Genomic DNA, 26137 nt, shown 5'->3' with positions numbered 1-26137 from the left:
GCCCAGGATAGGCCAGCGGACGGCGCCGTCCCACGGGTCCGGACGGACCCGGCCCGCGGGACGGCCGTCAGCCGAGCAGCCGGGGCGTGAGCGCCCCGCAGGGCAGCAGGTCCAGTTCGGCGCCGGCATCGCGCAGGTCGGTGAGCACCAGTTCGTCGTACATGACCAGCGCGGACTGCTCGGGCCAGGCGACCGCCCACAGCCAGAGCCCGCGGGCCTCGCCGACGAACACCGCGCGGTCGGCCGGGGCGTCCGGGACGTGGAACATCGGGGTGGGCCGCCCGGCGGCCATCAGCTTGGCGTCGGCGGGCTTGTAGAGGCCGACGGAGTCGCCCGGGTCAGGCCCCGGCAGGCCCGCGTAGCGGGCGCCGAGGCCGACCCCCAACTCCTCGGCGACCAGCACCAGCTCGCCGAAGCCGCCGAGCGGGGCCGGCCCGGAGCAGGCGACGGCGGTGGCCCGGGCGCCCGAGACGTCGTCGCCGACGTGGGCGATGCCGGTGTAGAGCCAGCCGACCGGGAGCGGCCAGGGCAGCCAGACCGGGACCTGGGAGCGGGCGACGGCGACGCCGAGGGCCTCCACACTCGGGGGCAGCACCGGCTGCATCGGGTGCACCGCTCCGTGCCGGTCGCACTGCCAGGTGTCTGAGAACAGACCGGGGGCGCGGACCCGACCGGCGCACCTCGGGCAGCTTGGCTCGCCCCTCATAGCCGTCAACGCTCCTCCCTCCGGACCGCCGCGTCAAGGACGATCACCCGTACGGAGGGCTCGGCGGCACCTGTCGGTGGCGGACGCCCGGACCGGCACCGGGTGGGCGGTCGCGGGCGGTTCCCGTTGGGGGATGTCCCGTACCGGGCGGCGGCAAACGTCCGGGGTTCCGGCCCCGGACACACTGACGCCCCGTCATCGGCCAATGCGGTGACGGGGCGTCAGTCGGGTATCGGGACGTCCGGATCGGACGCTCCCGGCTCGTCGGCGGCGGCTGGGGGCTCCGCGGAGCGGGCGCCGCGCTCGGTCAGACGGTCGGGCACGGGCGGATGAGCAGGCGCTCGCCGGTGCGGGCGGCGGCGTCGACGACCTCGCGCACGGTGGCGGCGTCGGCGATCAGGCGGTCGGCGGCGGAACCGTTGACGTCGTCGAGTCGGACGATCTCGAAGCGCATGGTCTTCGTCATGGGCGTCTCCATTCCTGGCCCCGCGGGGCGGGGCGGTCGCGGCTGAGTGGGTATCAGCTCTTTCGGGGTCGTTCGGGTCCGGCGGTGCGGCCGGACCGGGCGGTTCGTCGTCGCGCGTGCGGCGGTCTGCTGCGGCAAGGGCCCCCCTTGCTTGCCTGGTGCGTCCAGTGCCTCGTGAACCACGGTGAGGTGGCGGTGCTACCGGGGCGTTGCCCGCCCGTGAAGTCCGGGTTTCGGGTGCTCCGCGCCGAAGTGGAGGCCGGCGATGATTCCCGGACAGAATCAAAGATTACCGTAACTAACGAATTTTGTCCTCCGTTGAAGCCGATCGAAGTTGCGGAAGTGGTACAGACCACTATTGGCGGGGCGGCGGAACCGGCCCCGGCCGGCACGCGTCCGCGCGGGCGGCGTCGGGCCCGGAAACGTCAGGTCCGGAACCGTCAGGCCCAGAACGCGGCCAGCGCCTCGGCCGTGGCGGCCGGCTGCTCGGCGTTGGGGGAGTGGCCGGCGTCCGCGACCACCACCCGGCGGGCGCCCAGGCGCTCGGCCATCGCGGTCTGCTCCGGCACCGGCCAGGCGTAGTCCCGCACCCCGGACAGCACCAGCACCGGCAGCCCGGCGGTGGCGGCGGCCAGCTCCGCCACCCGGTCCGGCGCGGACACCAGGTGGCCGCCGGTGACGGACAGCGCCCGCGGCACGTTGGCCAGCCAACGCCGGTGCAGGAACTCCGCGACGGCCGGCTCCAGGCTCGGCCGCGGCTGCCCGCTCTCCGCCTCCAGCTGCCGCATCACCTGCCAGATCTGCTCCAGGTCCATCACCCGCAGGGCGTCCAGCAGCAGCTCGGTGCGGGCCGCCTCGGCCGGGTCGATCGCGCCCGGGCCGGTGGACACCAGCGTCAGCGACCGCCAGGGCAGCGGGCCCTCGGCCGCCGCGGCGAGCACCGCCTCGCGCACCACCTGGCCGCCGAAGGAGTGCCCCAGCAGGTGCGGCGGGGTGCCGTCGGCCGCCAGCGCCTCGGTGAGCGCCCGCACGTCCGCCCCGAGCGCCCCGACACCGTACGCCGCCGGGTCGTCCGGGCCGCCGGTCTGGTACTGCCCGCGCTGGTCCACGGCCGTCACCCGGTACCCGGCGGCCGCCAGCGGCTCCAGCAGCGCGATGAAGTCCTCCTTGCTGCCGGTGAACCCCGGCACCAGCAGCGCCGAGCCGCGCACCGGCCCGGCCGGCTCCGCCCGCAGCGCCGCGAACTCCCCGCGCCCGGTCGCCACCCGCTCGGCCCGCGCGCAGCCGGGCAGCGTCAGAAACGGCGGCGTGCTCATGGGCTGTACTCCCTGCTGTCCTGCCGGTGACCTGCGGTCCTTCGGGCGACTCCCCGACGCCCCGAGCTTAGGGCGTGGAACGCCCGAGGGGGCGCGCCGGCCGGGTGGCCTGGCGCGCCCCCTCGGGGGAGGCGCGGAGGTGTCAGCTCTCCGGGGTGGCCTCCACGGGCGCGGCGGCCTTGCGGGTCCGGGTGCGCTTGCGCGGGGCCGGGGCCTCGGCGGCGGCCTCGGCGGCCGGGGCCTCCGGGGCGGTCTCGGCGACGGCCTTCGGCTTGCGGGCCCGGGTGGCCTTCTTCGCCGGGGCCGGAGCCTCGGCGGCCGGAGCCGCCTCGACGGCCTCCGCCGCGGCCTCGGCCTTCGGCTTGCGGGTGCGGGTGGCCTTCTTCACCGGGGCCGGAGCCTCGGCGGCGGCCTCGACGACCGCCTCGGCCTCGGCCGCGACGGCCTCCGCCTTCGGCTTGCGGGTCCGGGTGCGGGTCGCCTTCTTGGCGGGGGCCGGAGCCTCGGTGGCCTCGGCGGTGGCCTCGGTGGCCTCGGTGGCCTCGGTGGCCTCGACGACCGCGACGGCCTCGACGACCGCCTCGGCCTCGGCCACGACGGCCTCCGCCTTCGGCTTGCGGGTCCGGGTGCGGGTCGCCTTCTTCGCCGGGGCCGGAGCCTCGGCGACCGCCTCGGCGGCGGCCTCGACGACCGCCACGGCCTCGGCCACGACGGCCTCGGCGACCGGAGTCGCCTCGACCGCCACCGCGGCCTCGACCACGGCCGAGGAGGCACCACCGCGCGAGCGGCGGCGACGACGACGCGGCGCGGCCTCGCCCTCGGCGCCCTCGACGGCCGGAGCCGCCCCGGGGGCCTCGGTCACGGCGGCAGCGGCCTCGCCCTCGGCGCCGACCACCGAGCCGCGACGGGTGCGACGGCGCTCACGGGTGCGGCGCGGCTTCTGCTCCTCGGCCTCGGCCGGAGCGGCACCGGCGCCCGGACGGCCGGAGCCGCCCTGGCCGCCGCGCCCACCGCGACCGTTGCCGCGGCCCGAGCGGCCGCCGCGTCCACCGGTCTCGCCGAGGTCCTCGACCTCCTCCGCGCCCAGTCCGGCGCGGGTCCGCTCCGAGCGCGGCAGGATGCCCTTGGTGCCCGGCGCGATCTTCAGCAGCTCGTACAGGTGCGGCGAGGTGGAGTAGGTCTCCTCCGGGTCGTTGAACGACAGGTCCAGCGCCTTGTTGATCAGCTGCCAGCGCGGGATGTCGTCCCAGTCGACCAGGGTGACGGCGGTGCCGGAGGCGCCGGCCCGGCCGGTGCGGCCGATCCGGTGCAGGTAGGTCTTCTCGTCCTCGGGGCACTGGTAGTTGATGACGTGCGTGACGCCCTCGACGTCGATGCCGCGGGCCGCGACGTCGGTGCAGACCAGCACGTCGACCTTGCCGTTGCGGAAGGCCCGCAGGGCCTGCTCGCGGGCGCCCTGGCCGAGGTCGCCGTGGACCGCGCCGGCCGCGAAACCGCGCTGGGTCAGCTGGTCGGAGACGTCGGCGGCGGTGCGCTTGGTGCGGCAGAAGATCATCGCCAGCCCGCGGCCCTCGGCCTGCAGGATGCGCGAGACCATCTCGACCTTGTCGAGCGAGTGCGCGCGGAAGATGTGCTGCTCGATGTTGGCGACGGTGGTGCCGGTGTCGTCCGGGGCGGTGGCCCGGATGTGGGTCGGCTGGCTCATGTACCGGCGGGCGAGGCTGATGACCTGGCCCGGCATGGTGGCCGAGAACAGCAGGGTCTGCCGCTTGGCCGGCAGCATGGTGATGATCTTCTCGACGTCGGGCAGGAAGCCCAGGTCGAGCATCTCGTCGGCCTCGTCCAGGACCAGCGCGCGGACCTTGGACAGGTTCAGCTTCTTCTGCCCGGCGAGGTCCAGCAGCCGGCCCGGGGTGCCGACCACGATGTCGACGCCCTTGGTGAGCGCCTCGACCTGCGGCTCGTACGCCCGGCCGCCGTAGACGGCCAGGACCCGCACGTTGCGGACCTTGCCGGCGGTCTGCAGGTCGTTGGTGACCTGGGTGCACAGCTCGCGGGTCGGGACGACGATCAGCGCCTGCGGGAAGTCGGTGAGCTGCTCCTCGGCGGCCCGGCCGGCGTCCACGTCGGCGCGCACGACGACCCGCTCGATCAGCGGGAGGCCGAAGCCGAGGGTCTTGCCGGTGCCGGTCTTGGCCTGGCCGATGACGTCGTGGCCGGTCAGCGCGACCGGGAGGGTCATCTCCTGGATGGGGAAGGGGTGGACGATGCCGACGGCCTCCAGGGCCTCGGCGGTCTCCGGGAGGATCCCCAGTTCCCGGAAGGTCGTCTTGATGGGTTCAGCGGTGGTGGACAGGGTGCTGCCTCTTCCGTGTGGAGGGGCCGAGAGCGAGCGGCGGGCGGGCAGCCGCGCGGCTGCCTACGGGCCTGGGCGGCCCTGGTACAGCTGCGCGGACGCACAACCGCGCCGGTCCCTGCGGCCGGCCGGTGCGCGCTGCCCTGGTGCGGGGCGCGTCGCCGGCGGCGTCGGGGAGGATTCCCGTGAGGGACCTGCGCGGGACCTCCGCCTCGGGGCGTGGTCTCGGCGGCCCTCGCTCGGCCACTGATGCGGTGCCAAGGCTTGAAGTCCAAGCCATGGTCGGAGCCGATCGGCTCTCCGACCGGGCATCCGCGTACGTGAGTACCCGTGCCACCGGTGCGGACACGTCCGGCTGGACGGTGCCGCTACGGAGGGTTCGCGCGGGGTACCGAGACGGCGGTGACACCATGCGAACACGACGGGCTCCGTACCACCATACAGTCAGGCGACGAGTCGAACACGTGACGCGTCTGACATTGCCCCCGGCAACTGCCACCGGAGCGGCCGGTACGACCGGTCACCAGGCGTGCCCGGGCACGGGGCGGCGGGGCGGGACTAAAGTTGCGGGTCATGGACACCAGTGGTGAGACGCAGGACGCGGCGGCCGGCTCGATCGGGGACTGGGCCGCGTGCTCGGCCGACCCCGGCTACCGGGCGGCCGTACTGGACCTGCTCGGCGCGCTCGCGTACGGCGAGCTGAGCGCCTTCGAGCGGCTCGCCGAGGACGCCAAGCTGGCGCCCGACCTCGCCGACAAGGCGGCGCTGGCCAGGATGGCCTCCGCCGAGTTCCAGCACTACCAGCGGCTGCACGACCGGCTCGCCGAGATCGGCGCCGACCCGCAGGAGGCGATGCGGCCCTTCGTCGAGCCGCTGGAGCTGTTCCACCGGATGACGGCGCCCTCGGACTGGCTGGAGGGCCTGGTCAAGGCCTACGTCGGTGACGCCATCGCGACCGACTTCTACCGCGAGGTGGCCGTCCGGCTGGACGACGACACCCGCGACCTGGTGCTGAGCGTCATGTCCGACACCGGCCACGCGCAGTTCGCGGTCGACAAGGTCCGCCAGGCGATCGAGGCCGACCCGCGGTCCGGCGGCCGGCTCGCCCTGTGGGGCCGGCGGCTGATGGGCGAGGCGCTCAGCCAGGCCCAGCGGGTGGTCGCCGAGCGCGACGCGCTGTCCAACCTGCTGGTCGGCGGTGTCCAGGTGCAGGGCTTCGACCTGGTCGAGGTCGGCAAGATGTTCAACCGGATCACCGAGGCGCACACCCGGCGGATGGCCGCCCTCGGCCTGGCGTCCTAGCCGCTCCGGGCCCGCCCGCCCGCTCAGGCCGCCCGGTGCCGCCGCGACGTGCGGTGGGCGCCGGAGTGGTGCGGGTGGTGCCGGTGCGCCGGGGCGCGCCCGGCGGCGAGGTCCGGCCGGGCCAGCAGCGAGGTGAGCACGACCGCGGCCACCGCCGCGGCCACGACGGACACCGCGGGCTGGCGCCCGTCCACGCCGAAGTGCGCGACGACCCCGCCGACCAGCGCCGCCGCCAGCGCGGTGCCCAGCGTCAGGGCGCGGGAGGCCCGGAAGTACGCCGGCAGGGCCAGCAGGGCGGCGCCGCCCGTGACCAGGCCGACGAGGGCGAAGGCGATCGACTCGACCAGCAAGGCTGCCTCCCGGGGGGAACGGGCGCGGTACGGCGAGGGTGCCGCTCCCTCCGCCGTACCCCGCCCGACCTGCCCGTACACGCGATGGTGCCCCGCTCCCTGGTGGGAACGGGGCACCGGACGATCCTGTGCGGCGGCGTCTCAGACGGTGCCGAAGCCGACCTTGCGGGCGGCCTGCTCGCCGATCTCCACGTACGCCAGGCGCTCGGCCGGAACGATGATGCGACGGCCGTGCTCGTCGGACAGCGCGAAGATCTTCTCCGAGCCCTCCAGCGCCTTCGCGACCGCGCTCTGGACCTCATCGGCAGTCTGCGAGCTCTCGATCACGATCTCGCGCGGCGCGTTCTGCACGCCGATCTTGACCTCCACGGCTTCCGTCCCTCCGGGGTTGCAGCCTCCACGCACGGGCACCGGACCGCCTGGGACAAGCGTTCGCGGCGACCGTGCCGTACGGCTTCACCATAGAGCACCGGATCCCCGGCCCGACGAAGGTCGGCGGATCAGCCCTGGTGGGCGGTGCCCTCGCCGGGCTGCTCGCCCGCGTGCATCGGGAAGCCCTTCAGGCCGCGCCAGGACAGGCTGGCGACCAGCCGGACCGCCTCGTCGCGCGGGATCTCCAGGCCCTGCGAGAGCCAGTACCGGGCGGTGATCTGGGCCAGGCCGCAGACGCCGGCGGCGAGCAGCTTGGACTCCGCCTCGGGCAGGTCGGTGTCCTCCTGGATCACCTTGCTGACCAGCGTCGCGCTCGCCTCGGAGGCCCTCTCGACCCGCTCGCGCACGGCCGGCTCGTTGGTCAGGTCCGACTCGAAGACCAGCCGGAAGGCACCGGACTCGCTGGAGACGTAGTTGAAGTACGCCTCCATGGTGTTGGCCACCCGCTGCTTGTTGTCGTTGGTCGTCGACAGCGCCTCGCGGGTCGACTCGACCAGGGCGTCGCAGTGCTTGTCCAGCAGCGCCAGGTACAGCTCCAGCTTCCCGGGGAAGTGCTGGTAGAGCACCGGCTTGCTCACCCCGGCGCGGTCGGCGATGTCGTCCATGGCGGCCGCGTGGTAGCCCTGCGCGACGAACACCTCCTGGGCGGCACCGAGCAGTTGTTCACGGCGGGCGCTTCGCGGCAGGCGGGCACCGCGCGGGCGCTCCTGCGCCTCCTGGATGGCCGTCACGGCGCTCCTCACTTCGGGGTCTGTTCGCGGCTGGCAAGATGGCCGATTCTACTTTTCGGTAACCGCGCCGGCGTTCGGCGAGGGCGTGAAAAGACGGTCGGCCTTGTTGTCAGGAGCCCACAATACGGCGCTGACCTCGGCCTCGGCAGTGGTGGGACGCGGGCGTCCGGCGGCCGGACCGCCCCGGTGCCTGCGGGGCGAGGCTCACTACCATCGTCCACCATGAGCAGCGCTGAGCAGCAGGTACGTACGGTCGAGGTCCCCGGCGCGGTGCTCGCGGTGCACCGCCCCGCCGCCGACGGCGCCGCCGACGGCCGCGAGCCCGGGCTCTTCGTGCACGGCCTCGGCGGCTCCGCCGCCAACTGGGGGGCCCTGATGGACCGGCTCTCCGGGCACGTCGACGGCGAGGCCGTGGACCTGCCCGGCTTCGGCCGCTCCCACCCGCCCACCGACGGCAACCTCACCGTCTCCGGCCACGTCCGCGCGGTGATCGGCTACCTGGAGGCCTCCGGCCGCGGCCCGGTCCACCTGTTCGGCAACTCGCTGGGCGGGGCGGTCGCCGTCCGGCTCGCGGCCCTGCGACCGGACCTGGTGCGCAGGCTCACCCTGGTCTCCCCGGCGCTGCCCGAGCTGCCCCCGCAGCGCTCCGCCTGGCCGACCGGCCTGCTCGCGGTGCCCGGGGTGCCGGCTCTGCTGCGCCGGCTGTCCGCGGGCGGGCGCGACGCCGAGGCCGCCACCGAGGACCTGCTGCGGCTGGTCTACGGCGACCCGGACGGTCTGAGCCCGGCGACCCGCGCCGAGGCGGTGGCCGAGTACCGGCGCCGGCTGGAGGTGCCGCACGCGATGCAGGCGCTCGTCGGCTCGGCCCGCGGCATCGTCTCGGCGTACACCGAGCGCGGCGACCAGGCGCTGTGGCGGCAGGCCGAGCAGGTCGCGGCGCCGGTGCTGCTGGTGTACGGGCTGCGCGACAAGCTGGTCTCCTACCGCTCGGCCCGCCGCGCCTGCGCGGCGTTCGCGGACGCCCGGCTGCTGGTGCTGCCCGAGTCCGGGCACGTGGCGATGATGGAGCACCCCGAGGAGGTCGCCCGGGCCGTGCGGGAGCTGATCGCCCACGCCGAGGGCTGAGCCCGGGGCCCGCCCGCGGGGCCGGGCACCCGCCCGGGGTCGGGCGCGCGCCGCGGCGGTCCGACCGCGCGCCCGGGCGGGCGCCACGCGGGCGGCCGCGCATACCGCCCGGTAACGCCCCGGCTCCGGTCGAGGTCACGTCAGTTCACTCGATCAGGTGGCAGGCAGGCAGGTGACCGATGGATCGGCCTGGGCCGGTCCTACCTTTCTGCTGTCGGACCGAACAGGTGTGGGGGCCCGCGGCCGCCGGAGGAACCGGAGGGCGGCCGCGGCCGAGGGGTCCCGGCGGGTCGGGCCCGACCCGCCGGAGCGAGCGGGCACCCGGGGGAACGGAACGCGGCGCGTCCGCGACCGGACCGCCGGCGGGCCGCACGGAGGCACCGCGGCGCCGGCCGGGGCCGACCGGACTCCCCGGCCCGACCCGTCCCCGCCACCCTGCGGGGGCCCCGGGCCCACTGCCCGGGCCACCCGGAAATCCGTCGATCCGTCCGTGATCCCGCCCAGCGAATCCGCTCTGCCCCGGAGGTCTCCCGTGCGCGTTGCCCTGCTCACCGAGGGTGCCCGTCCGCATTCCCGGCGTGGTACCGGGGACTGGTGCGACCGGCTCGCCGAGGGCCTGCCGGAGCACGGGTTCGAGCGCTACCTGCTCGCCGGTCCGCAGGCCCAGGACGCCGCTGAGCGGCCGTCGCCCGTGTGGCGCGGCACGTACGAGCTGTCGCCGTGGGGGAGCCGGCCGGGCGGACGGGCGGCGGGGCGCCCGCGCCGCCCGTCCGCGCCGCGCAGACGCCGGTACGCCGGGGCGTACGAACAACTGGTGCGGGCCCTGGTGCTGCCCGCCGAGCGGGCCGGCTTCGGGCCCGGGCTGTACCGGCTGGCGGCGCTCGCCCGGGAGGACGGCGCGCTGCCCGCCTTCCTGGCCTCCGCGCACGCCCGCCGGCTGCTGGAACGGACCTGGCGGCTGCCCGGCGCGGACACCTCGGCCGGGCGGCCGCCGGTGTGCGACGTGCTGGTCGCCGCGGACCTGCTGGAGCAGTGCCTGCGCCCGCTGTCCGCGCCCTGGTACGGCACCGGCCCCGGCGGCCTCGGCGCGGCCGACCTGTGCCACGTGGTCGGCGGCGGTCCGGCCGCGCTGCCCGCCCTGGTGGCCCGGCACCTGCACGGGGTGCCGTTCGTGCTCACCGAGCACGGCTCGCACCTGCGCGAGCAGTACCTCCGCCACCGCGAGGCGCCGTACCGGTGGCCGGTGCGCGCGCTGCTGCTGTCCTTCTTCCGGGCGCTCACCGAGGAGACGTACCGGCAGGCCGCGATACTCACCCCCGGCAGTGCCCACGACCAGCAGTGGCAGCGCCGCTGCGGCGCCGACCCGGCCCGTACCCGGGTGGTGTACGAGGGCACGCCGGCGGTGGACCGCCCGGCCGCCGGGCCCGAGCCCGCGGCGCCGACCCTGGTGTGGGCCGGCGCGCTGGAGCCGGGCCGGGACCCGGAGCTCGCGCTGCACGCCTTCGCCCGGGTCCGCGCCGAGCTGCCCGGCGCCCGGCTGGTGGTGTACGGCGAGGAGACGGCGCCCGGCCGCCGGGCGCACTGCGCGACGCTGGCCGAGCGGCTGGGGGCGGCCCCGGCGGTGGACTTCGCCGGCCGGCCCGGCTCGCTCGCCGAGGCCTGGGAGTCGGGCACGGTGGCGGTCTTCTCGGGACGGTCCCAGCGCAGCCCCCGGCTGCTGGCGGACGCGATGCTCAGCGGCCGGGCGGTGGTCTCCACGGACGTCGGGGTGGCCCGTGAGGTGGTCGGGCCGACCGGGCTGCTGGTGCCCGCCCGCGATCCGCGCGCCCTGGCCGGTGCCTGTCTGGCGCTGCTGCGCGACGAGGAGCGGCGCGGCCGGCTCGGGCTGGCCGGGCGGCTGCGGGCGCAGGAACGCTTCGCCGTGGAGCCGGTGATCGGCGCCTTCCGGGAGATCTACCTGGAGCTGGTCTCGCAGTACCCGGCCTTCCCCGACGGCGGGGGCGGCGGCGAGGACGGGCCGGTGCCGCGCCCCTTCGCCCGCCCCGCCGAGTACTGGCTGGCCGACGGCCCGCGCGGCGCCGGGCGGGCCCCCGCGCCGGGCGGGAGCGCGGACCCCGGCGGCCCGGGGGAGCCGGCCGGGCGGCGGTCGGCCGAACTCGCCGAGGCCGTCTGATGTCCGGCGCCACCCTGCTCGGCGGCAGCGCGGACCCGGTGCGCGAGGTGATGGCGGAGCACCGCGAGCTGTGCGAGCGCGCCGTCGACCCGCTGGAGATCGCCGCCGGGCTGGAGGAGGCCGGGCTCGGCCGGGACGCCGCCGCCCGCTGCCGGCACGCCGACCTGTTCTCGCTGGCCGAGGAGCTGTACGCCCGGGTGCCCCGCCGCCCGCCGGTGCCCGGGCCGGTGGAGCCGCCGCGGACGGGCGGGGCCGCCGCCAGGGCCGCGCTGACCGCGGCCGCGCTGGCCGCGCCGTCCTGCGCGGGGGCGGCCGCGCTCGGCCCGCGCTGGCCGGTGCTGCTGTGCGCCGCCGTCCCGCTGGTGCTGCTGCCCGCGCTGACCGCGCCGCCCCCGGCCGAGCCGGCCCCGCCGGGCGCCGGGCCCGGTCGCCCCGGAGCCCGGCTCCGTCCGGCGGCGCTGGGCCACGGGCTGGGCCTGGCCGCGCTGCTGCTGCTGCTCCCGCCGGCCGCGCCGGGCGGGGACCGCCCGTCGGCCGTCGCGCTGGCGGTGGCGGCGGCGGTGTCGGTGGGGGCGGCCGAGCGGACGGCCCGCTGGTACCGGCAGGTCGGCCGCGGCCACCTGGGCGCGGCGGGCACCCTGGCCGGGTTCCGGGCCCGGATGCGGCCGGTGCTCCCGGTCGCGCTGGCCCTGCACCTGGCGGTGCTCGGGCTGCTGAGCTTCGCCGCGCTGGCCGTGCTGGCCGTCGTCGCGCCGCGCCCCGGACCGGGCCACGGCGGCGGGCTGCTGCACCTGGCGGTCGAGCGGGCCGGCTCCGCCCAGTGGGCGGCGCAGGGCGTGCTGGGCCTGCTGCTGGTGCTGCCGGTGCTGCTGGCGCGGTGCGGCCGGGCGACGGCCGCCGCGGCGGGGGCGTCGGCCGGGGCCGCCGCGGTGCTCGGGCCGCTCGCCCTGGGGCGCTCGGCCCCGGAGGCGTGGCTGCTCGGCGGCGGCACCGTCGCGGTGGCGCTGCTGGCGTACGCCGGGGCGGTGCTCGGCCGGGCCGGCTCGCACCGCTGAGCGCCGTCCGCTGAGCGCCGTCCGCGAGCGTCTCCGCCGGGCACGGCCGCCGAGGGCCGTCCGCCCGTTCCTTCGATCCACTCCGGGATCCACCGCGTGATCCCCGGTTTCGTCCCGTTCGTTGAACTCAGTCCGCCAGGTCGTCCCGAGCTGGCTTCGTGGAAGGACACCCCCGATGAGGGTGCTGCTGCTGGGCGCCGACGGCTTCATCGGCCGCCGGGTCACCGATCGTCTGCTGATGGACCAGGAGTTGCAGGTGACGGTGCTCGGCCGGCGCGACTCGGCCGACATCCGCTTCGACCTGACCACCGGGAGCCCGGGCGCGCTGGCCCGGTTCCTGGACGCGGTCGCGCCGCAGGTGGTGATCAACTGCGCGGGCGCCACCTACGGCAGCTCGCGCACCCTGATCCGGTCGAACACGCTGGCCGTCGCGACCGTCTGCGAGGCCATCCGGCGCAGCCGGGAGCCGGCCCGGCTGGTGCACGTCGGCTCGGCCGCCGAGTACGGGCCGGTGCCCGGCGGGGTGCCGGTGTCCGAGCAGGCCGAGCCGCGGCCGGTCGGCCCGTACGGGGTGTCCAAGCTGGCCGGGACGGAGCTGGTGCTGGCGTCCGGGCTGGACGCGGCGGTGCTGCGGGTGTTCGACGTGGTGGGCCCGGGGGCGCCGACCGCCTCGCTGTTCGGGCGGCTGGCCGAGGGCCTGCGGCGGGCGCTGGAGCGGGACGAGCACCAGGTGCGGATGCCGGACCTGTCCGGATACCGGGATTTCGTGGACGTGCGGGACGTCGCGCGGGCCATCCAGGCGGCCGCGGTGTCGGCCGCCACGGGGGTGGTCAACATCGGCAGCGGGCACGCCGTCCGGGCCAGGGACGCGGCCCAGCTGCTGGTGCGGGCCTCGGGCTTCGAGGGGCAGATCGTCGAGGAGAACCGGCAGGTCCTGCTGCCGGCGCAGGCCGTCGGGGCGGGCGGCGACCACCTGCCGGGCCACCACCTGCCCGGGCACCGGCCGGAGGGGCACCGGCCGGAGGGGCGGCCGGTGCCGGGCGAGCCGGTGCCGTGGCGGCAGGCGGACGTGCGCACCGCCAGGGACCGTCTCGGATGGCGGACGCAGGTGCCGCTGGAGGAGTCGCTGGGCGACGTCTGGCTGGAGACGGCCTGTCGGGTGTGAGCGCGCCGGGCAGTGCTCCGAGCCCGTCAACCACGGGCTCGGGGCGCCTTCCGGGGCCCCGCCGCGGGTTCCACGATCCGACGTGGCCCGTCTCGCCCATCGGACGGGCTGTCTCGGAATAGTGTCGGGGCGTGACACTGTTGGCCTAGACAGCCACCCGCGTGGCGGAGCGACAACCCCGCACCGAGGTTGGCCCTGGCCACCCGAACACGACCCATCGGAGTCCCCGTGTCGTTGCCACCCCTGGTCGAGCCGGCCGACGAGCTCACCGTCGACGAGGTCCGCCGGTACTCCCGCCACCTGATCATCCCGGACGTGGGCATGGCGGGGCAGAAGCGGCTGAAGAACGCCAAGGTGCTGTGCGTCGGCGCCGGCGGTCTCGGCTCGCCGGCCCTGCTGTACCTGGCCGCCGCCGGTGTCGGCACGCTGGGCATCGTCGAGTTCGACGTGGTCGACGAGTCGAACCTGCAGCGCCAGGTGATCCACGGCCAGTCGGACGTCGGCCGTTCCAAGGCGGAGTCGGCCCGCGACTCGGTCAAGGAGATCAACCCGTACGTGAACGTGGTGCTCCACGAGGAGCGCCTCGACAACTCCAACGTCATGGAGATCTTCTCCGGCTACGACCTGATCGTGGACGGCACCGACAACTTCGCCACCCGCTACCTGGTGAACGACGCCGCGGTGCTGCTCGGCAAGCCGTACGTGTGGGGTTCGATCTACCGCTTCGACGGCCAGGCCAGCGTGTTCTGGGCCGAGCACGGCCCGTGCTACCGCTGCCTCTACCCGGAGGCCCCGCCGCCGGGCATGGTCCCCTCCTGCGCCGAGGGCGGCGTGCTGGGCGTGCTGTGCGCGTCCATCGGCTCGATCCAGGTCAACGAGGCGATCAAGCTGTTGGCCGGCATCGGTGAGCCGCTGGTCGGCCGGCTGATGATCTACGACGCCCTGGAGATGAACTACCGCCAGGTGAAGGTCCGCAAGGACCCGAACTGCGCCGTCTGCGGTGAGAACCCGACGGTCACCGAGCTGATCGACTACGAGGCCTTCTGCGGCGTCGTGTCGGAGGAGGCGCAGGCCGCCGCCGCCGGTTCGACCATCACCTCGCAGCAGCTCAAGCAGTGGCAGGACGACAAGGAGGACATCTTCCTCATCGACGTCCGCGAGCCCGGCGAGTACGAGATCGTCAACATCCCCGGCGCGGTGCTGATCCCGAAGAACGAGTTCCTGATGGGCGACGCGCTGGAGAAGCTGCCGCAGGACAGGAAGATCGTGCTGCACTGCAAGTCGGGCGTGCGCTCGGCCGAGGTGCTGGCCGTGGTGAAGGCCGCCGGCTTCGGCAACGCCGTGCACCTGGGCGGCGGCGTGCTCGGCTGGGTGAACCAGATCGAGCCGCACAAGCCGGTCTACTAGGAGCGGAACGGAGAAGGGCCCGCCGGACGGCGGGCCCTTTCCCGTGTTCCGGGGCGGCTCAGAGCGCGTTCTTGCGCTGGAGCACGTTGTAGGCGATCCAGCCGGGGATCACCGGCAGCCAGAAGGTGAGCGCCCGGTAGAGGAAGACCGCCGGGGTGGCGACCGCGGGGGAGACGTCGGCGACGGTCAGGGCGCCGATCAGGGCGACCTCGACCGGGCCGATGCCGCCGGGGGTGGGGATCGCCGAGCCGGCCGCGTTGGCGGTCAGGAAGACCACCGCGACGGCCGAGAAGCTGACGTCCCCGCCGAAGGCCTGCACCGAGAAGTCCAGGCAGGCGGTGAAGGAGAGGGTCAGCAGCAGGATGCCGCCGAAGCCGGTGACCAGCTTGCTGGGCGTCTGCATCAGGTCGAGCATCCGCGGCACCACGCCGAAGAACAGCGAGCGCAGCCGGCCCAGCACGAACCGGCGCAGCGGCGCGACGGCGGCCACCACCAGGGCGAGCACGGCGGCGGACAACACGCCGATGATCACCGCGCGGGAGGCGGAGAGGTCCCCGTTGGTCTGGCTGCCGGTGATCAGGCCGAAGCTGAACAGCAGCAGCAGGTGCCCGGCCAGACCCGCCAGCTGGGAGGCGCCGACCGAGGCGACCGCCTGGCCGGAGCGGATGCCGGCCTTCTGCAGGTAGCGGGTGTTGAGCGCGATGCCGCCGATCGCGGCGGGGGCGACCAGCTTGACGAAGGAGCCGGCCAGCTGGGCGGCGACGGTGCGCCGGAACGGCAGCCGCTCGGGGACGAAGCCGGTCAGGCTCATCGAGGCGGCCACGTAGCTGAAGGCGGCGGCGAGCAGCGCGGCCGCGGCCCAGGCCCAGTTCATCTGGGAGAGCTTCAGCTGGGCCGGCTTGATGGTGGTCAGCGCCAGGTAGGCGGCGAAGGTGAGCGCGATGACCATGATCAGGGTCTTCGGCTTCAGCCGTTCCAGCTTGGCCGGGGCCATCGGGGCCTCGGGGGCGATCTGGAGGATCTGGCCGCGGATGCGGCTCAGCAGGTCCTCGCCAGCCGCCGCGATGTCCTCCTCCGCCTGCTGCTGGGTGCGCTCGCCGGCCGCGACCTGCTCCAGCGCCCTGGCCCGGGCGGCGGTCTTGCGCTCCTTGGTGAGCTTGGCGAGGTCGACCCGGGTGGAGCGGCTCATCCCGACCGGCTGGAGCAGCGGCAGCGCCTGCGCCACCCGGTCGGCGCCGAGCACCGCGTTGGCGGTGGCGACGGCCCGCTCCGGGCCGATCCGCAGCGCGAAGGTGGTGAGCAGCTGGGCGACGTCGATCCGCAGCGTCAGGTCGGTGGCGGCGATGTCGCCGCCGGAGAGGTTGACCAGGCAGCCGGACCGCTCGTCCACCACCAGCAGCGACTCGCCGGTGAGCCGGCGGTGGGCGATCCGGCGCTCGTGCAGGGCGGCCACCGACTGCCAGATCGAGGCCATCACCCGGTCGGTGACCTCCTCGTCGGCCAGCTCGTCCAGGGTGCGGCCCTCGACGTTCTCGTACACCAGGATCGCGGCGTCCGGGCCGAGCTCGGAGGTGGCGACCAGCTGCGGCGCGCGGGCGCCCGAGGCGGCCGCCGCGTACGCGATCAGGGCCTCCTGCTCCAGCGCCTGGCGCAGCGACTGGGGGCTGCGGCGCACCGCGACCGAGCGCAGCCGCAGCCGCCGCCAGGCCCGGTAGAAGAAGCCGGAGGCCTGCTGCTCGCGGTCGATGATGTGGACGTCCAGCTGGGGCCCGGCCTGCTGGGTGACGTGGTAGCGGCGGGTGCCGCCGGGGGCGTCGGGGGCGCGCACGGCGCCGGCCGGGGTGAAGCCGACCTTGCGCAGGCCGATCATCAGGTGCTGGCCGGTGGGCCGGATGTTGGGGGAGCCGATCGCGTACAGCGTGCCGTAGGCGACGGACCAGCCGATCAGCACGGTGAGCAGCAGCGACATCGGGGTGGTGTAGCCGCCGAGCAGCTCGGTGACGCCGCTGAAGACGACCACCACCCACAGGGCGACCCGCCAGCGCGGTCTGCTCGACATGCCGACGGCGGTCATGTAGGCGATCACCGGGGCGAGGTAGCCGTGCACCGGGTCGGTGAGGGTGCCGTTGCTGTCCATCGGCAGCCGGGTCAGCGCGTCCCTGATGTGCTCGGAGGCGCCCTCGGCCACCCACCAGTCGATGCCGAGCGAGACGCCGTACGCCAGCACCGAGGCGAGCACGCCGTCGGCGACCCGCAGGCCGTCGCGTTTGATCAGCCGCTCGACGGCGAAGGCCAGTGGCACGGCGAGCACCGCGACGCTGGAGAGCAGGCCGGTGATGGTGGAGAACACCGCGGAGAAGTGCGGCGCGTTGGAGGCGATGTCCTGCTCGATGCCGGTGGTGGTCGAGGTGGCGATGCCGGCCAGCACGAAGACGGCGACGATCCCGAGGACGCCGGCCAGGAAGCGGATCAGGTCGGACGGGCGGTGCGCGCGGGCGGCGAGCAGCGGCTCGTCGACGTCCAGGTGCGGGGCGTCGTCCAGGGCCTCGTGGTCCTCGGGCGGGGCGGCGGGGGCCTGCGGGCCCCGCGCGGCCGCCGGCTCCGGGGCCGCGGTGGTCTCGACCGGGGGCGGGCCGGGCTGTTCGGGGGCCTTCGCTGGTGCGGGGGTCTTGATCGTCCGGTCCTTGATCAGGGAGACTTCCGGCGTCGGCCCCGGTTCGGGCCGGCCCTCGTCCCCGCTCCCGGGCGGCGACGGCACGGCGGCGGTGGACTCGTCGGAGTCCTTGTCCACGCCCACGTCAGCCGTCCCGGTCATCTGGTCTTGTCCTCGTATCACCACTCACCGCCCCGGAAGATGGTGGCATGCCCCGGCGTCCCGTGCGGGACAGGGGGCGGATCGGGCGCGGCGCATGTTTCCTTGCGGGGCCGCGGGTGCGCCCCCGTAAGGAAGGATGCCGCAGGTGACGGACGCAACACACGAAGGCCTTCCGGATGCCCTGCCGCCCTTCGTCGAACTGGTGCTCGATCTGACCGAGCGGATTCCACCCGGCAGGGTGATGACCTACGGCGACGTCGCCGAATACCTCGGCCAGGGCGGCCCCCGACAGGTCGGCCGGGTGATGGCCCTGTACGGCGGCTCGGTGCCCTGGTGGCGGGTCATCCGCGCGGACGGCCGCCTGCTGCCCGGCCACGAGCAACGCGCCCTCGCCCACTACGGCGACGAGGGCACCCCACTGCGCGAACTCGCCGACCCGCCCCGGGTCGACCTCGCACGGGCCCGCTGGGACGGCCGGGAAAGTCGCTGAAACCGCCGCACGGATCGGATTGACGGGGCAGGATCGTAGGCTCGATGCGGGCGGACCCACCGCGGGCCCGCCCCCGCCGTGCCCCACCGCCCGACCCCAGGACCAAGTACGTGAGCTCCCCCTACCGGCTCGTGCGCAGCCCCCTCGTCCAGCCCGACCCACCCGTGCTGGACGCCTACCAGCGCGCCGTGGTCGAGCACGCCGGCGGGCCGCTGCTCGTCCTGGCCGGGCCGGGCACCGGCAAGACCACCACACTCGTCGAAGCCGTCGCCCGGCGGATCGAGAACGGCACCGACCCCGAGCGGATCCTCGTCCTCACCTTCAGCCGCAAGGCCGCCACGGAACTGCGCGACCGGATGACCGGCCGCCTCGGCGGCTCGGCCGCCGCCCCGCAGGCCACCACCTTCCACTCCTTCTGCTACGCCCTGCTGCGCGCCCACCAGGACCCGCAGGACTACGCCGAGCCGCTGCGGCTGCTCTCCGGCCCCGAGCAGGACGTCATGGTCCGCGAACTGCTGGCCGGCGGCGCCGAGGACGCCAGGCTCGGCAACTCCCGCATCCGGTGGCCGCTGGACCTGCGGGCCTGCCTCACCACCCGCGGCTTCGCCGACGAGGTCCGCGCCGTCCTCGCCCGCAGCCGCGAACTCGGCCTCGGCGAAGCCGAACTGGAACGCTTCGCCCAGGGCGTCCAGCGCCCCGACTGGGCCGCCGCCGCGCACTTCCTGGCCGACTACCTCGACGTCCTCGACCTGCGCGGCGTCCTCGACTACGCCGAACTCGTCCACCGCGCCGTCCTCCTCGCCGAACGCCCCGACGTCGGCGAGGAACTGCGGCGGCGCTACGACGTCGTCTTCGTCGACGAGTACCAGGACACCGACCCCTCCCAGGTCCGGCTGCTGCGCCGGCTGGCCGGCGGCGGACGCGACCTCGTCGCCGTCGGCGACCCGGACCAGTCGATCTACGCCTTCCGCGGCGCCGACATCAACGGCATCCTCGACTTCCCGCAGACCTTCCGGCAGGCCGACGGCAGCCCCGCCGAGGTCAAGGTGCTCAGGGTCTCCCGCCGCTCCGGCGCCGTCCTGCTCGCCGCCTCCCGGGAAGTCGCCCGCCGGATGCCGATGGGCCGGCTGCCCGCCGACAAACTCGCCCAGCACCGCGCCCTGCTGCCCTCCCGCGAGGGCGGCCGGGTCGAGGTCTACACCTACCCGACCCCCGGCGCCGAACTCGACTCGATCGCCGACCTGCTGCGCCGCGCCCACCTGGAGGACGGCGTCCCCTGGGGCGAGATGGCCGTGCTCGTCCGGGCCGGCGCCCGCTCCATCCCCGGCGTACGGCGGGCACTCGGCGCGGCCGGCGTCCCGCTGGAGATCGACGGCGACGACCTGCCGCTGCGCGAGGAACCCGCCGTCGCCCAGCTGCTGCTCGCCCTGCGGGTCTGCGCCGAGCAGGCCGCCCGGGACAAGCAGGGCGACCCCGACGCCCCCGACCCGCTCACCACCGAACTGGCACACGCCCTGCTCACCGGCCCGCTCGGCGGCCTCGACGGCTCCGACCTGCGCCGCCTCGGCCGCGCCCTGCGCGAGGAGGAACGCGCCGCGCTGCGCGCCGACGCCAAGGCCCGCCCCGGCCCCGCCGCCGCCCCGCGCCCGGCCGCCGAGCTGATCCGCGAGGCCCTCGCCGAACCCGAGCGCCTCGTCGCCCTCGACCCCGCGCACGCCCGCCGCGCCCGCGACCTCGGCACCCTGCTGCGCAAGGTCCGCGAACAGCTGGCCGGCGGCTGCACCGCCGAGGAGGCCCTGTGGGAACTGTGGGACGGCAGCCGCCGCTGGCGCGAGCGCCTGGAACGCGCCGCCCTGCGCGGCGGCGCGGCCGGCCGCAACGCCGACCGCGACCTGGACGCGCTGTGCGCCCTGTTCGAGACCGCCGCCCGCGCCGAGGAACAGGTCACCGGCCACCGCAGCGCCCTGGACCTGCTCGCCGAACTCGAAGCCCAGGACATCGCCGCCGACACCCTCACCGTCCGGGCCGTGCGCCCCGAGGCCGTACGGCTGATGACCGCCCACCGCTCCAAGGGCCTGGAGTGGCGCCTGGTCGTCGTCGCCGGCGTCCAGGACGGCCTCTGGCCCGACCTGCGCCGCCGCGGCTCCCTGCTGGAGGCCGACCGGATCGGCCGCGACGGCCTCGCCGAACCGCTCTCCCCGGGCGCCCTGCTCGGCGAGGAGCGCCGCCTCTTCTACGTCGCCGCGACCCGCGCCAGGGAACGGCTGATCGTCACCGCTGTCAAGGCCCCCGCCGACGACGGCGACGAGCCCTCCCGCTTCCTGCGCGAGCTCTACCGCGAGGACATCGACCCCAGGACCGGCAGGGTGGTGCGCCGCACCCCGCCGGTCACCGTCGAGGACGTCACCCACCGCCCCCGCCGCCCGCTGTCCGTCGCCGCCCTCGTCGCCGAACTGCGCGCCGTCACCGTCGACCCCGCCCGCTCGCCCGAACTGCGCCGCGCCGCCGCCGAACGGCTCGCCACCCTCGCCGCCGCCACCGACGAGGAAGGGCTGCCGCTGGTGCCCGCCGCCCACCCCGAACGCTGGTGGGGCCTGGACGACCCGACCTCCGCGCCCGAACCGCTGCGCAGCGCCGACGCGCCCGTCCGGCTGTCCGGCAGCGGACTGGAACAGCTGGAGAGCTGCTCCCTGCAGTGGTTCCTGGACAAGGAGGTCAAGGCACGCGGCGCGGGCTCGGCCGCCCAGGGCTTCGGCAACGTGGTGCACGCCCTCGCCGACGAGGTCGGCTCCGGCCGCACCCCCGCCGACCTCGCCGTGCTCATGGAACGGCTGGACACCGTCTGGGACGCCCTGGCCTTCGACGCGCCCTGGAAGTCCCAGCAGGAGAAGACCGAGGCCCGCGCCGCCCTGGAGCGCTTCCTCAACTGGCACGTCCTGGAACGCGGCCGCGACCTCGTCGCCACCGAGCACGGCTTCGACGTCACCCTCGACGTCGGCGGCGTCGCGGTGCGCATCCGCGGCTCGATGGACCGGGTCGAGAAGGACGCGGCCGGACGCGCCTACGTCGTCGACTTCAAGACCGGCAAGCAGATACCCACCGACAAGTCGCTGCCCGAGCACAAGCAGCTCGCCGTCTACCAGCTCGCCGTCCGGGCCGGCGCCCTGAACGAGCTGCCCGGCTTCACCGCGCACCCGCCCGACACCGGCGGCGCCGAACTCGTCCACCTGCGCGAGCCCGCCGCCAAGGCCGCCCGGGACACCCCCAAGGTGCAGCGCCAGGAGCCGCCCCAGGGCGAGCCCTGGATCGAGAACCTGCTTGCCGAGGCCGCCGGGAAGGTCCTCGCCGAGCGCTTCGTCCCGCAGACCGGCGGCGGCTGCGACCGCTGCGCCTTCCGCCGCAGCTGCTCCGCCCAGCGCGACGGCACCCAGCTGGTCGAGTAGCCGGTCGGGGACCGTCGACACCGCCGGTCGGGCAGCGGCGACACCGCCGGTCGGACAGCGCACCCGGGCACCGGCGAGGCGAAGCTTGTCCGTCGCTCCGGTTACGGTTGCGGGGTGACCGCCGTGCTCAGCCATCCCGACCAGCTCAAGGAGCTGCTGGGGATCCCGTTCAACCGGGAGCAGATGGCGGCCATCGCGGCCCCCCTCGAACCGGCCGTGATCGTGGCCGGCGCCGGCTCCGGCAAGACCACGGTGATGGCCGCCCGGGTGGTCTGGCTGGTCGGCTCCGGCGCCGTACGGCCCGAGGAGGTGCTCGGCCTCACCTTCACCAACAAGGCCGCCGCCGAACTCTCCGAACGGGTCCGCGCCTCGCTGCTGCGCGCAGGCGTCGCCGACCGGGACGCCGCCGAGCCGCTCGGGGACCCGGAGATCTCCACCTACCACGCCTTCGCCGGCCGCCTGCTCAAGGAGCACGGCCTGCGGATCGGCGTCGAACCGGACGTCCGGCTGCTCGCCGACGCCACCCGCTTCCAGCTCGCCGCCAAGGTGCTGCGCACCGCCCGCGGCCCCTTCCCCGCGCTCACCGGCACCTTCGCCAACCTGGTCGCCGACCTCACCGCACTGGACGGCGAACTCGCCGAGCACCTGGTCGAACCGCAGACCCTGCGCGAGTACGACGAGGGTCTGCTGGACACCCTCGCCACCGTCAAACTGACCAACGACGACCTGCGGGCCGTCCCGGCCACCGCCCGGGCCCGGCTGGAGCTGCTGCGCCTGGTCGAGGACTACCGGCGCCGCAAGCGCTCCGCCGGGCTGATGGACTTCGGCGACCAGATCGCCGCCGCCGCCCGCCTCGCCCAGCAGCGCCCCGAGGTCGGCGAGCTGCTGCGCGGCCAGTTCAAGGTGGTGCTGCTGGACGAGTACCAGGACACCTCCGTCGCCCAGCGGCTGATGCTCGCCGGCCTGTTCGGCGCCGGCCCCGCCACCTCCCCCACGGGCGGCGGCAGCGGCCACCCGGTGACCGCCGTCGGCGACCCCTGCCAGGCGATCTACGGCTGGCGCGGCGCCTCGGTGGCCAACCTCGACGAGTTCCCCCGGCACTTCCCGAAGGCCGACGGCCGCCCCGCCGACCGCTACGCGCTCAGCGAGAACCGCCGCAGCGGCGGCCGGCTGCTCGCCTTCGCCAACGAACTCGCCGCCCCGCTGCGGGAGATGCACGAGGGCGTCGAGGCGCTGCGCCCCGCCCCCGGCGCCGAGCAGGACGGCTTCGTGCGCGCGGCGCTGCTGCCCACCCACGCCGAGGAGATCGACTGGCTGGCCGACTCGGTCGCCCACCTGGTGCGCACCGGCACCGCGCCCGGCCGGATCGCCGTGCTGTGCCGCGGCGGCGCGGCCTTCCCGGACATCCACGCCGCGCTGGTCGCCCGGGAGGTGCCGGTCGAGGTGGTCGGCCTCGGCGGGCTGCTGCAGCTGCCCGAGGTGGCCGACCTGGTCGCGGTCTGCGAGGTGCTGCAGGACCCGACCGCCAACGCCGCGCTGGTGCGCCTGCTGATCGGCCCGCGCTGGCGGATCGGCCCGCGCGACCTCGCGCTGCTCGGCCGCCGGGCCGCCGACCTGGTGCGCACCGACCGGCCCGAGGGCGTCGAGGCGCTGGCCGCCGCCGTCGCCGAGGCCGACCCGACCGAGGTGGTCTCGCTGGCCGACGCGGTGGAGACCTTCCTCGAAGCCCCGTCCGGTGAGCAGGGGAAGACCGACGAGCTGCCGTTCTCCGCCGAGGCACGGGTGCGCTTCGCCCGGCTCGCCGCCGAGCTGCGCGACCTGCGCCGCTCGCTCGCCGACCCGCTGATGGACGTGCTGCACCGGGTGCTGTCCGTCACCGGACTGGAGGTCGAACTCGCCGCCTCCCCGCAGGCCCTGGCCGCCCGGCGGCGGGAGACCCTGCACGCCTTCCTGGACGTCGCCGCCTCCTTCGCCGACCTCGACGGCGACCCGGGCCTCGCCGCCTTCCTCGGTTTCCTGCGCGCCGCCCAGGAGTACGAGCGCGGCCTGGACAGCAGCCTGCCCGGCGGCGAGGACACCGTGAAGGTGCTCACCGCCCACAAGTCCAAGGGCCTGGAGTGGGACGTGGTCGCCGTCCCCGGCCTGGTACGGGGCGCATTCCCGTCATCGAGCCCGCGCGAACGCTGGACGAGCACCAAGCGGGTGCTCCCGCACGCCCTGCGCGGCGACGCCGAAACCCTGCCCGACGTGCGCGGCGGCTGGAACGGGAAGTCGATGACGGCGTTCCGCAAGGAGCTCGCCGAGCACTCCGCCGTCGAGGAACTGCGCCTGGGCTACGTGGCGTTCACCCGGCCCAGGTCGCTGCTGCTGGCCTCCGGGCACTGGTGGGGGCCGAGCCAGAAGACCGTCCGCGGCCCGTCCGCCTTCCTGGAGCAGCTGCGCGAGCACTGCGAGCGGCCCGGCGCCGGCGAGGTCGAGCACTGGGCCGAGCAGCCGGAGAAGGGCGCCGAGAACCCGGCACTCGCCGCCCCCGTCGAACACCCCTGGCCGCTGCCGCTGGACCCGGCCGCCCAGCACGCCCGCCGCCGCGTCGCCGAGGTGGTGCGCTCGCGCGTGGCCGGGGCGGTGACTCGCCCGTCCGCCTCCGGGCCCTCGGGCCGGGCGCAGGGCGGGCCGGAGGAGATGGCCCCCGAGGACCAGCGCCAGGTCGCCTCCTGGGACCGCGATCTGACCGCGCTGCTGGGCGAGTTGGAGCGCTCCCGGCGCACCGCCCGGGACGTGCCGCTGCCCGCCGCGCTGTCCGCCACCCAGCTGCTGCGCCTGGCCGCCGACCCGGACGGTTTCGCCCGCGAGCTGGCCCGCCCGATGCCGCGCCCGCCGCAGCCGGCGGCCCGGCGCGGCACCCGCTTCCACGCCTGGGTGCAGTCCCGGATCGAGCCGCTGCTGCTGGTCGAGCCAGGCGCGCTGCCCGGAGCCGACGACGACGGCATCGAGGACGAGCAGGACCTGGAGCGGCTCAAGGAGGCGTTCCTGCGCACCCCGTACGCGCAGCGCAAGCCCCACCGGGTGGAGGCGCCGTTCCAGCTGGTGCTGGCGGGCCGGGTGGTGCGGGGCCGGATCGACGCTGTCTACCGGGAAGATGACGGGTTGTCGGAATCCGGTGGTGCGTCACGCTACGAAGTGGTGGACTGGAAGACCCACCGGGAGGAGACCGCCGACCCGTTGCAGCTCGCGGTCTACCGGCTGGCCTGGGCCGAGCACGCGGGCGTCGATCCCGAGCAGGTCACGGCTTCGTTCCTGTACGTCCGCAGCGGCCGGATCGTCCGTCCGACAGGACTTCCCGGCCGAAAAGAGTTGGAACGGCTCCTGATCGGGAACAGTGACTATTGAGTCACGCAGAGCATCCAAGTCATCACGCCAGTGCCCGAAACCTGTGCGTCGTGCACGTTTCGCGCCTATTGTGGGGTCGGTAACCGGTCAACCCCCGTGCTCCGGCCGCCAGCGAGGCCCGCATTCCCTGACCCTCAGTCATCACCGCAGGTGCCCCCGGGCATCGGCGTCTTCTGCTGGAGAGACCGAAGTTGAGCGCGACCGGATGGATCAGAGAGCGGTTCACCGGGCCGACACCGGGGCCCGCTCCGGGCGCGACCGGCACCTGGCCGAGGACGGCGCTGTCGCTGCCGTTCATCGGCATGGTGCTGATCGTCGCCCTCGACTACCTCAGCGGCACCGAGGTGACGGTCGAACCGGCCCTCACCGCCGTGCCCGCGCTGGCCGCCGTGGTCAGCCGCCGAACCTGGTACCCGCTCGCCATCGGTCTGGGCACCGAGGCGGCGGCCTTCCTGATGGCCTTCCGCAGCGACACGCTCGGCGAGTCCGTGCACGCCGCCAGCGTCTTCGCGATCCTGCTCGTCGCCGCGATCGGCTGGGTCAGCGCCACCCTGAGGCTGCGCCAGGAGCAGGCGCTCGCCGACGCCCAGCTGGTCGCCTCGATCGCCCGCCGGGTGCTGCTGCGGCCCGTCCCCGAGCGGGTCGGCACCGTCCGGGCCGCCGTCCACTACGAGGCCGCCGCCGCGCACGCCCGGATCGGCGGCGACCTCTATGAGGTGGTCAACACCCGGCACGGGGTGCGAGCCGTGGTCGGTGACGTCCGCGGCAAGGGCCTCGGCGCGGTGGAGACGGCCGCCGCCGTGCTCGGCGCCTTCCGCGAGGCCGCCCACCAGGAGGCCGCCCTGGACCGGGTGGCCGGCTGGCTGGCCGTCAGCCTCGACCGCGCCCTGCACGAGAACGACCACCCGGGCGTGGAGGAGGAGTTCGTCACCCTGGTGCTGATCGGCGTCGGGCCCGACGGCGCCGCGGAGATCGTCAACTGCGGCCACCCCGCCCCGCTGCTGCTGCGCGGCGGCGAGGTCAGCGCGCTCGAACTCGCCGAGACCGTACCGCCCCTGGGCGTCCTCGACCCGGCCGACGTCCGCCCACCGGTGCACCGGCTGCCGCTCCAGGGCGACGACCGGGTGCTGCTGTTCACCGACGGGGTGATCGAGGCCCGCGACCGCGCGGGCGTCTTCTACCCGCTCGCCGAACGCTTCCCGCGCTGCGCCGACGGCCGCCCGGCCGACGTCCTGCGGCGCCTGCACGAGGACGTGGTGCGCCACGTCGGGCGCCAGCTCGGCGACGACGCGGCCATGCTGCTGCTCCAGTTCGACCCCCCGCCCGCGCTCGGGCCGGCGGTGCCCAGGGCCGCCGCCACCGCCGTCCAACTCCCCCAGCAGAGCGGAATCCTGACGCCCCAGTAGGGCGCCGGC

General features: G+C 75.5%; 18 protein-coding genes. 10 read left to right on the top strand and 8 right to left on the bottom strand.

Going from position 1 to position 26137, the window contains the following annotated elements:
• Positions 1-67: 67 nt before the first annotated feature.
• From ACZ5OX_RS15365 to ACZ5OX_RS15350, 4 genes are all read right to left on the bottom strand, one after another.
• Complete coding sequence (locus tag ACZ5OX_RS15365) at positions 68-706, bottom strand: DUF6758 family protein (protein ID WP_465630292.1); 639 nt, start codon at positions 704-706, stop codon at positions 68-70.
• Between the two features lie 307 nt (positions 707-1013).
• Positions 1014-1172: a hypothetical protein gene (locus ACZ5OX_RS15360; protein ID WP_402401893.1), complete on the bottom strand. Its 159-nt coding sequence runs from the start codon at positions 1170-1172 to the stop codon at positions 1014-1016.
• A gap of 440 nt (positions 1173-1612) precedes the next feature.
• On the bottom strand, positions 1613-2488 hold the full coding sequence (locus tag ACZ5OX_RS15355; RefSeq protein WP_465630291.1) for an alpha/beta fold hydrolase: 876 nt from the start codon (positions 2486-2488) through the stop codon (positions 1613-1615).
• A gap of 142 nt (positions 2489-2630) precedes the next feature.
• The gene (locus ACZ5OX_RS15350) at positions 2631-4730 is read right to left on the bottom strand and encodes a DEAD/DEAH box helicase (protein ID WP_465630290.1); all 2100 of its coding nucleotides are present in this window, start codon (positions 4728-4730) and stop codon (positions 2631-2633) included.
• 687 nt (positions 4731-5417) lie between these two features.
• Between ACZ5OX_RS15350 and ACZ5OX_RS15345 the strand changes: the two genes are divergently transcribed.
• On the top strand, positions 5418-6146 hold the full coding sequence (locus ACZ5OX_RS15345; RefSeq protein ID WP_392873491.1) for a ferritin-like fold-containing protein: 729 nt from the start codon (positions 5418-5420) through the stop codon (positions 6144-6146).
• A 23-nt stretch (positions 6147-6169) separates the two neighbouring features.
• Here ACZ5OX_RS15345 and ACZ5OX_RS15340 read toward each other — a convergent pair whose 3' ends face one another.
• From ACZ5OX_RS15340 to ACZ5OX_RS15330, 3 genes are all read right to left on the bottom strand, one after another.
• Positions 6170-6496, bottom strand: a complete 327-nt coding sequence (locus ACZ5OX_RS15340) for a hypothetical protein (RefSeq protein ID WP_465630289.1) — start codon at positions 6494-6496, stop codon at positions 6170-6172.
• Positions 6497-6637: 141 nt separating this feature from the next.
• On the bottom strand, positions 6638-6865 hold the full coding sequence (locus ACZ5OX_RS15335; protein ID WP_465630288.1) for a DUF3107 domain-containing protein: 228 nt from the start codon (positions 6863-6865) through the stop codon (positions 6638-6640).
• Between the two features lie 131 nt (positions 6866-6996).
• On the bottom strand, positions 6997-7659 hold the full coding sequence (locus ACZ5OX_RS15330; protein WP_392873485.1) for a TetR/AcrR family transcriptional regulator: 663 nt from the start codon (positions 7657-7659) through the stop codon (positions 6997-6999).
• A 222-nt stretch (positions 7660-7881) separates the two neighbouring features.
• Between ACZ5OX_RS15330 and ACZ5OX_RS15325 the strand changes: the two genes are divergently transcribed.
• The 5 genes from ACZ5OX_RS15325 (at position 7882) to moeZ (ending at position 14584) form a co-directional block, all read left to right on the top strand.
• Positions 7882-8784 (top strand): alpha/beta fold hydrolase, encoded by a 903-nt coding sequence (locus ACZ5OX_RS15325; protein WP_465630287.1) that lies wholly within the window; start codon positions 7882-7884, stop codon positions 8782-8784.
• A 532-nt stretch (positions 8785-9316) separates the two neighbouring features.
• Complete coding sequence (locus tag ACZ5OX_RS15320) at positions 9317-10957, top strand: DUF3492 domain-containing protein (RefSeq protein ID WP_465630286.1); 1641 nt, start codon at positions 9317-9319, stop codon at positions 10955-10957.
• Complete coding sequence (locus ACZ5OX_RS15315) at positions 10957-12012, top strand: hypothetical protein (protein WP_465630285.1); 1056 nt, start codon at positions 10957-10959, stop codon at positions 12010-12012. The genes ACZ5OX_RS15320 and ACZ5OX_RS15315 overlap by 1 nt, the downstream gene beginning before the upstream one ends.
• A gap of 175 nt (positions 12013-12187) precedes the next feature.
• Complete coding sequence (locus ACZ5OX_RS15310) at positions 12188-13177, top strand: NAD-dependent epimerase/dehydratase family protein (RefSeq protein WP_392873474.1); 990 nt, start codon at positions 12188-12190, stop codon at positions 13175-13177.
• A 228-nt stretch (positions 13178-13405) separates the two neighbouring features.
• Positions 13406-14584 carry an adenylyltransferase/sulfurtransferase MoeZ gene (moeZ, locus tag ACZ5OX_RS15305; protein ID WP_449790052.1) on the top strand — a complete coding sequence of 393 codons (1179 nt, stop codon included), beginning with the start codon at positions 13406-13408 and terminating at the stop codon, positions 14582-14584.
• Positions 14585-14642: 58 nt separating this feature from the next.
• Here moeZ and ACZ5OX_RS15300 read toward each other — a convergent pair whose 3' ends face one another.
• Positions 14643-17399 carry a flippase-like domain-containing protein gene (locus ACZ5OX_RS15300; protein WP_465630284.1) on the bottom strand — a complete coding sequence of 919 codons (2757 nt, stop codon included), beginning with the start codon at positions 17397-17399 and terminating at the stop codon, positions 14643-14645.
• Positions 17400-17535: 136 nt separating this feature from the next.
• Between ACZ5OX_RS15300 and ACZ5OX_RS15295 the strand changes: the two genes are divergently transcribed.
• From ACZ5OX_RS15295 to ACZ5OX_RS15280, 4 genes are all read left to right on the top strand, one after another.
• Positions 17536-17889, top strand: a complete 354-nt coding sequence (locus tag ACZ5OX_RS15295; RefSeq protein ID WP_465630283.1) for an MGMT family protein — start codon at positions 17536-17538, stop codon at positions 17887-17889.
• A gap of 44 nt (positions 17890-17933) precedes the next feature.
• Positions 17934-21332 (top strand): ATP-dependent helicase, encoded by a 3399-nt coding sequence (locus tag ACZ5OX_RS15290; RefSeq protein WP_465630282.1) that lies wholly within the window; start codon positions 17934-17936, stop codon positions 21330-21332.
• 114 nt (positions 21333-21446) lie between these two features.
• Positions 21447-24722, top strand: coding sequence for a UvrD-helicase domain-containing protein (locus ACZ5OX_RS15285; protein ID WP_465630281.1), 3276 nt, complete (start codon positions 21447-21449; stop codon positions 24720-24722).
• A 191-nt stretch (positions 24723-24913) separates the two neighbouring features.
• On the top strand, positions 24914-26128 hold the full coding sequence (locus ACZ5OX_RS15280) for a PP2C family protein-serine/threonine phosphatase (protein ID WP_465630280.1): 1215 nt from the start codon (positions 24914-24916) through the stop codon (positions 26126-26128).
• The last annotated feature ends 9 nt before the right edge of the window (positions 26129-26137 follow it).

Source organism: Kitasatospora sp. NPDC032121, from assembly GCF_055580145.1.
Note: the sequence above shows the minus strand (reverse complement) of the source record. Positions and strands in the feature narration are given on the sequence as shown.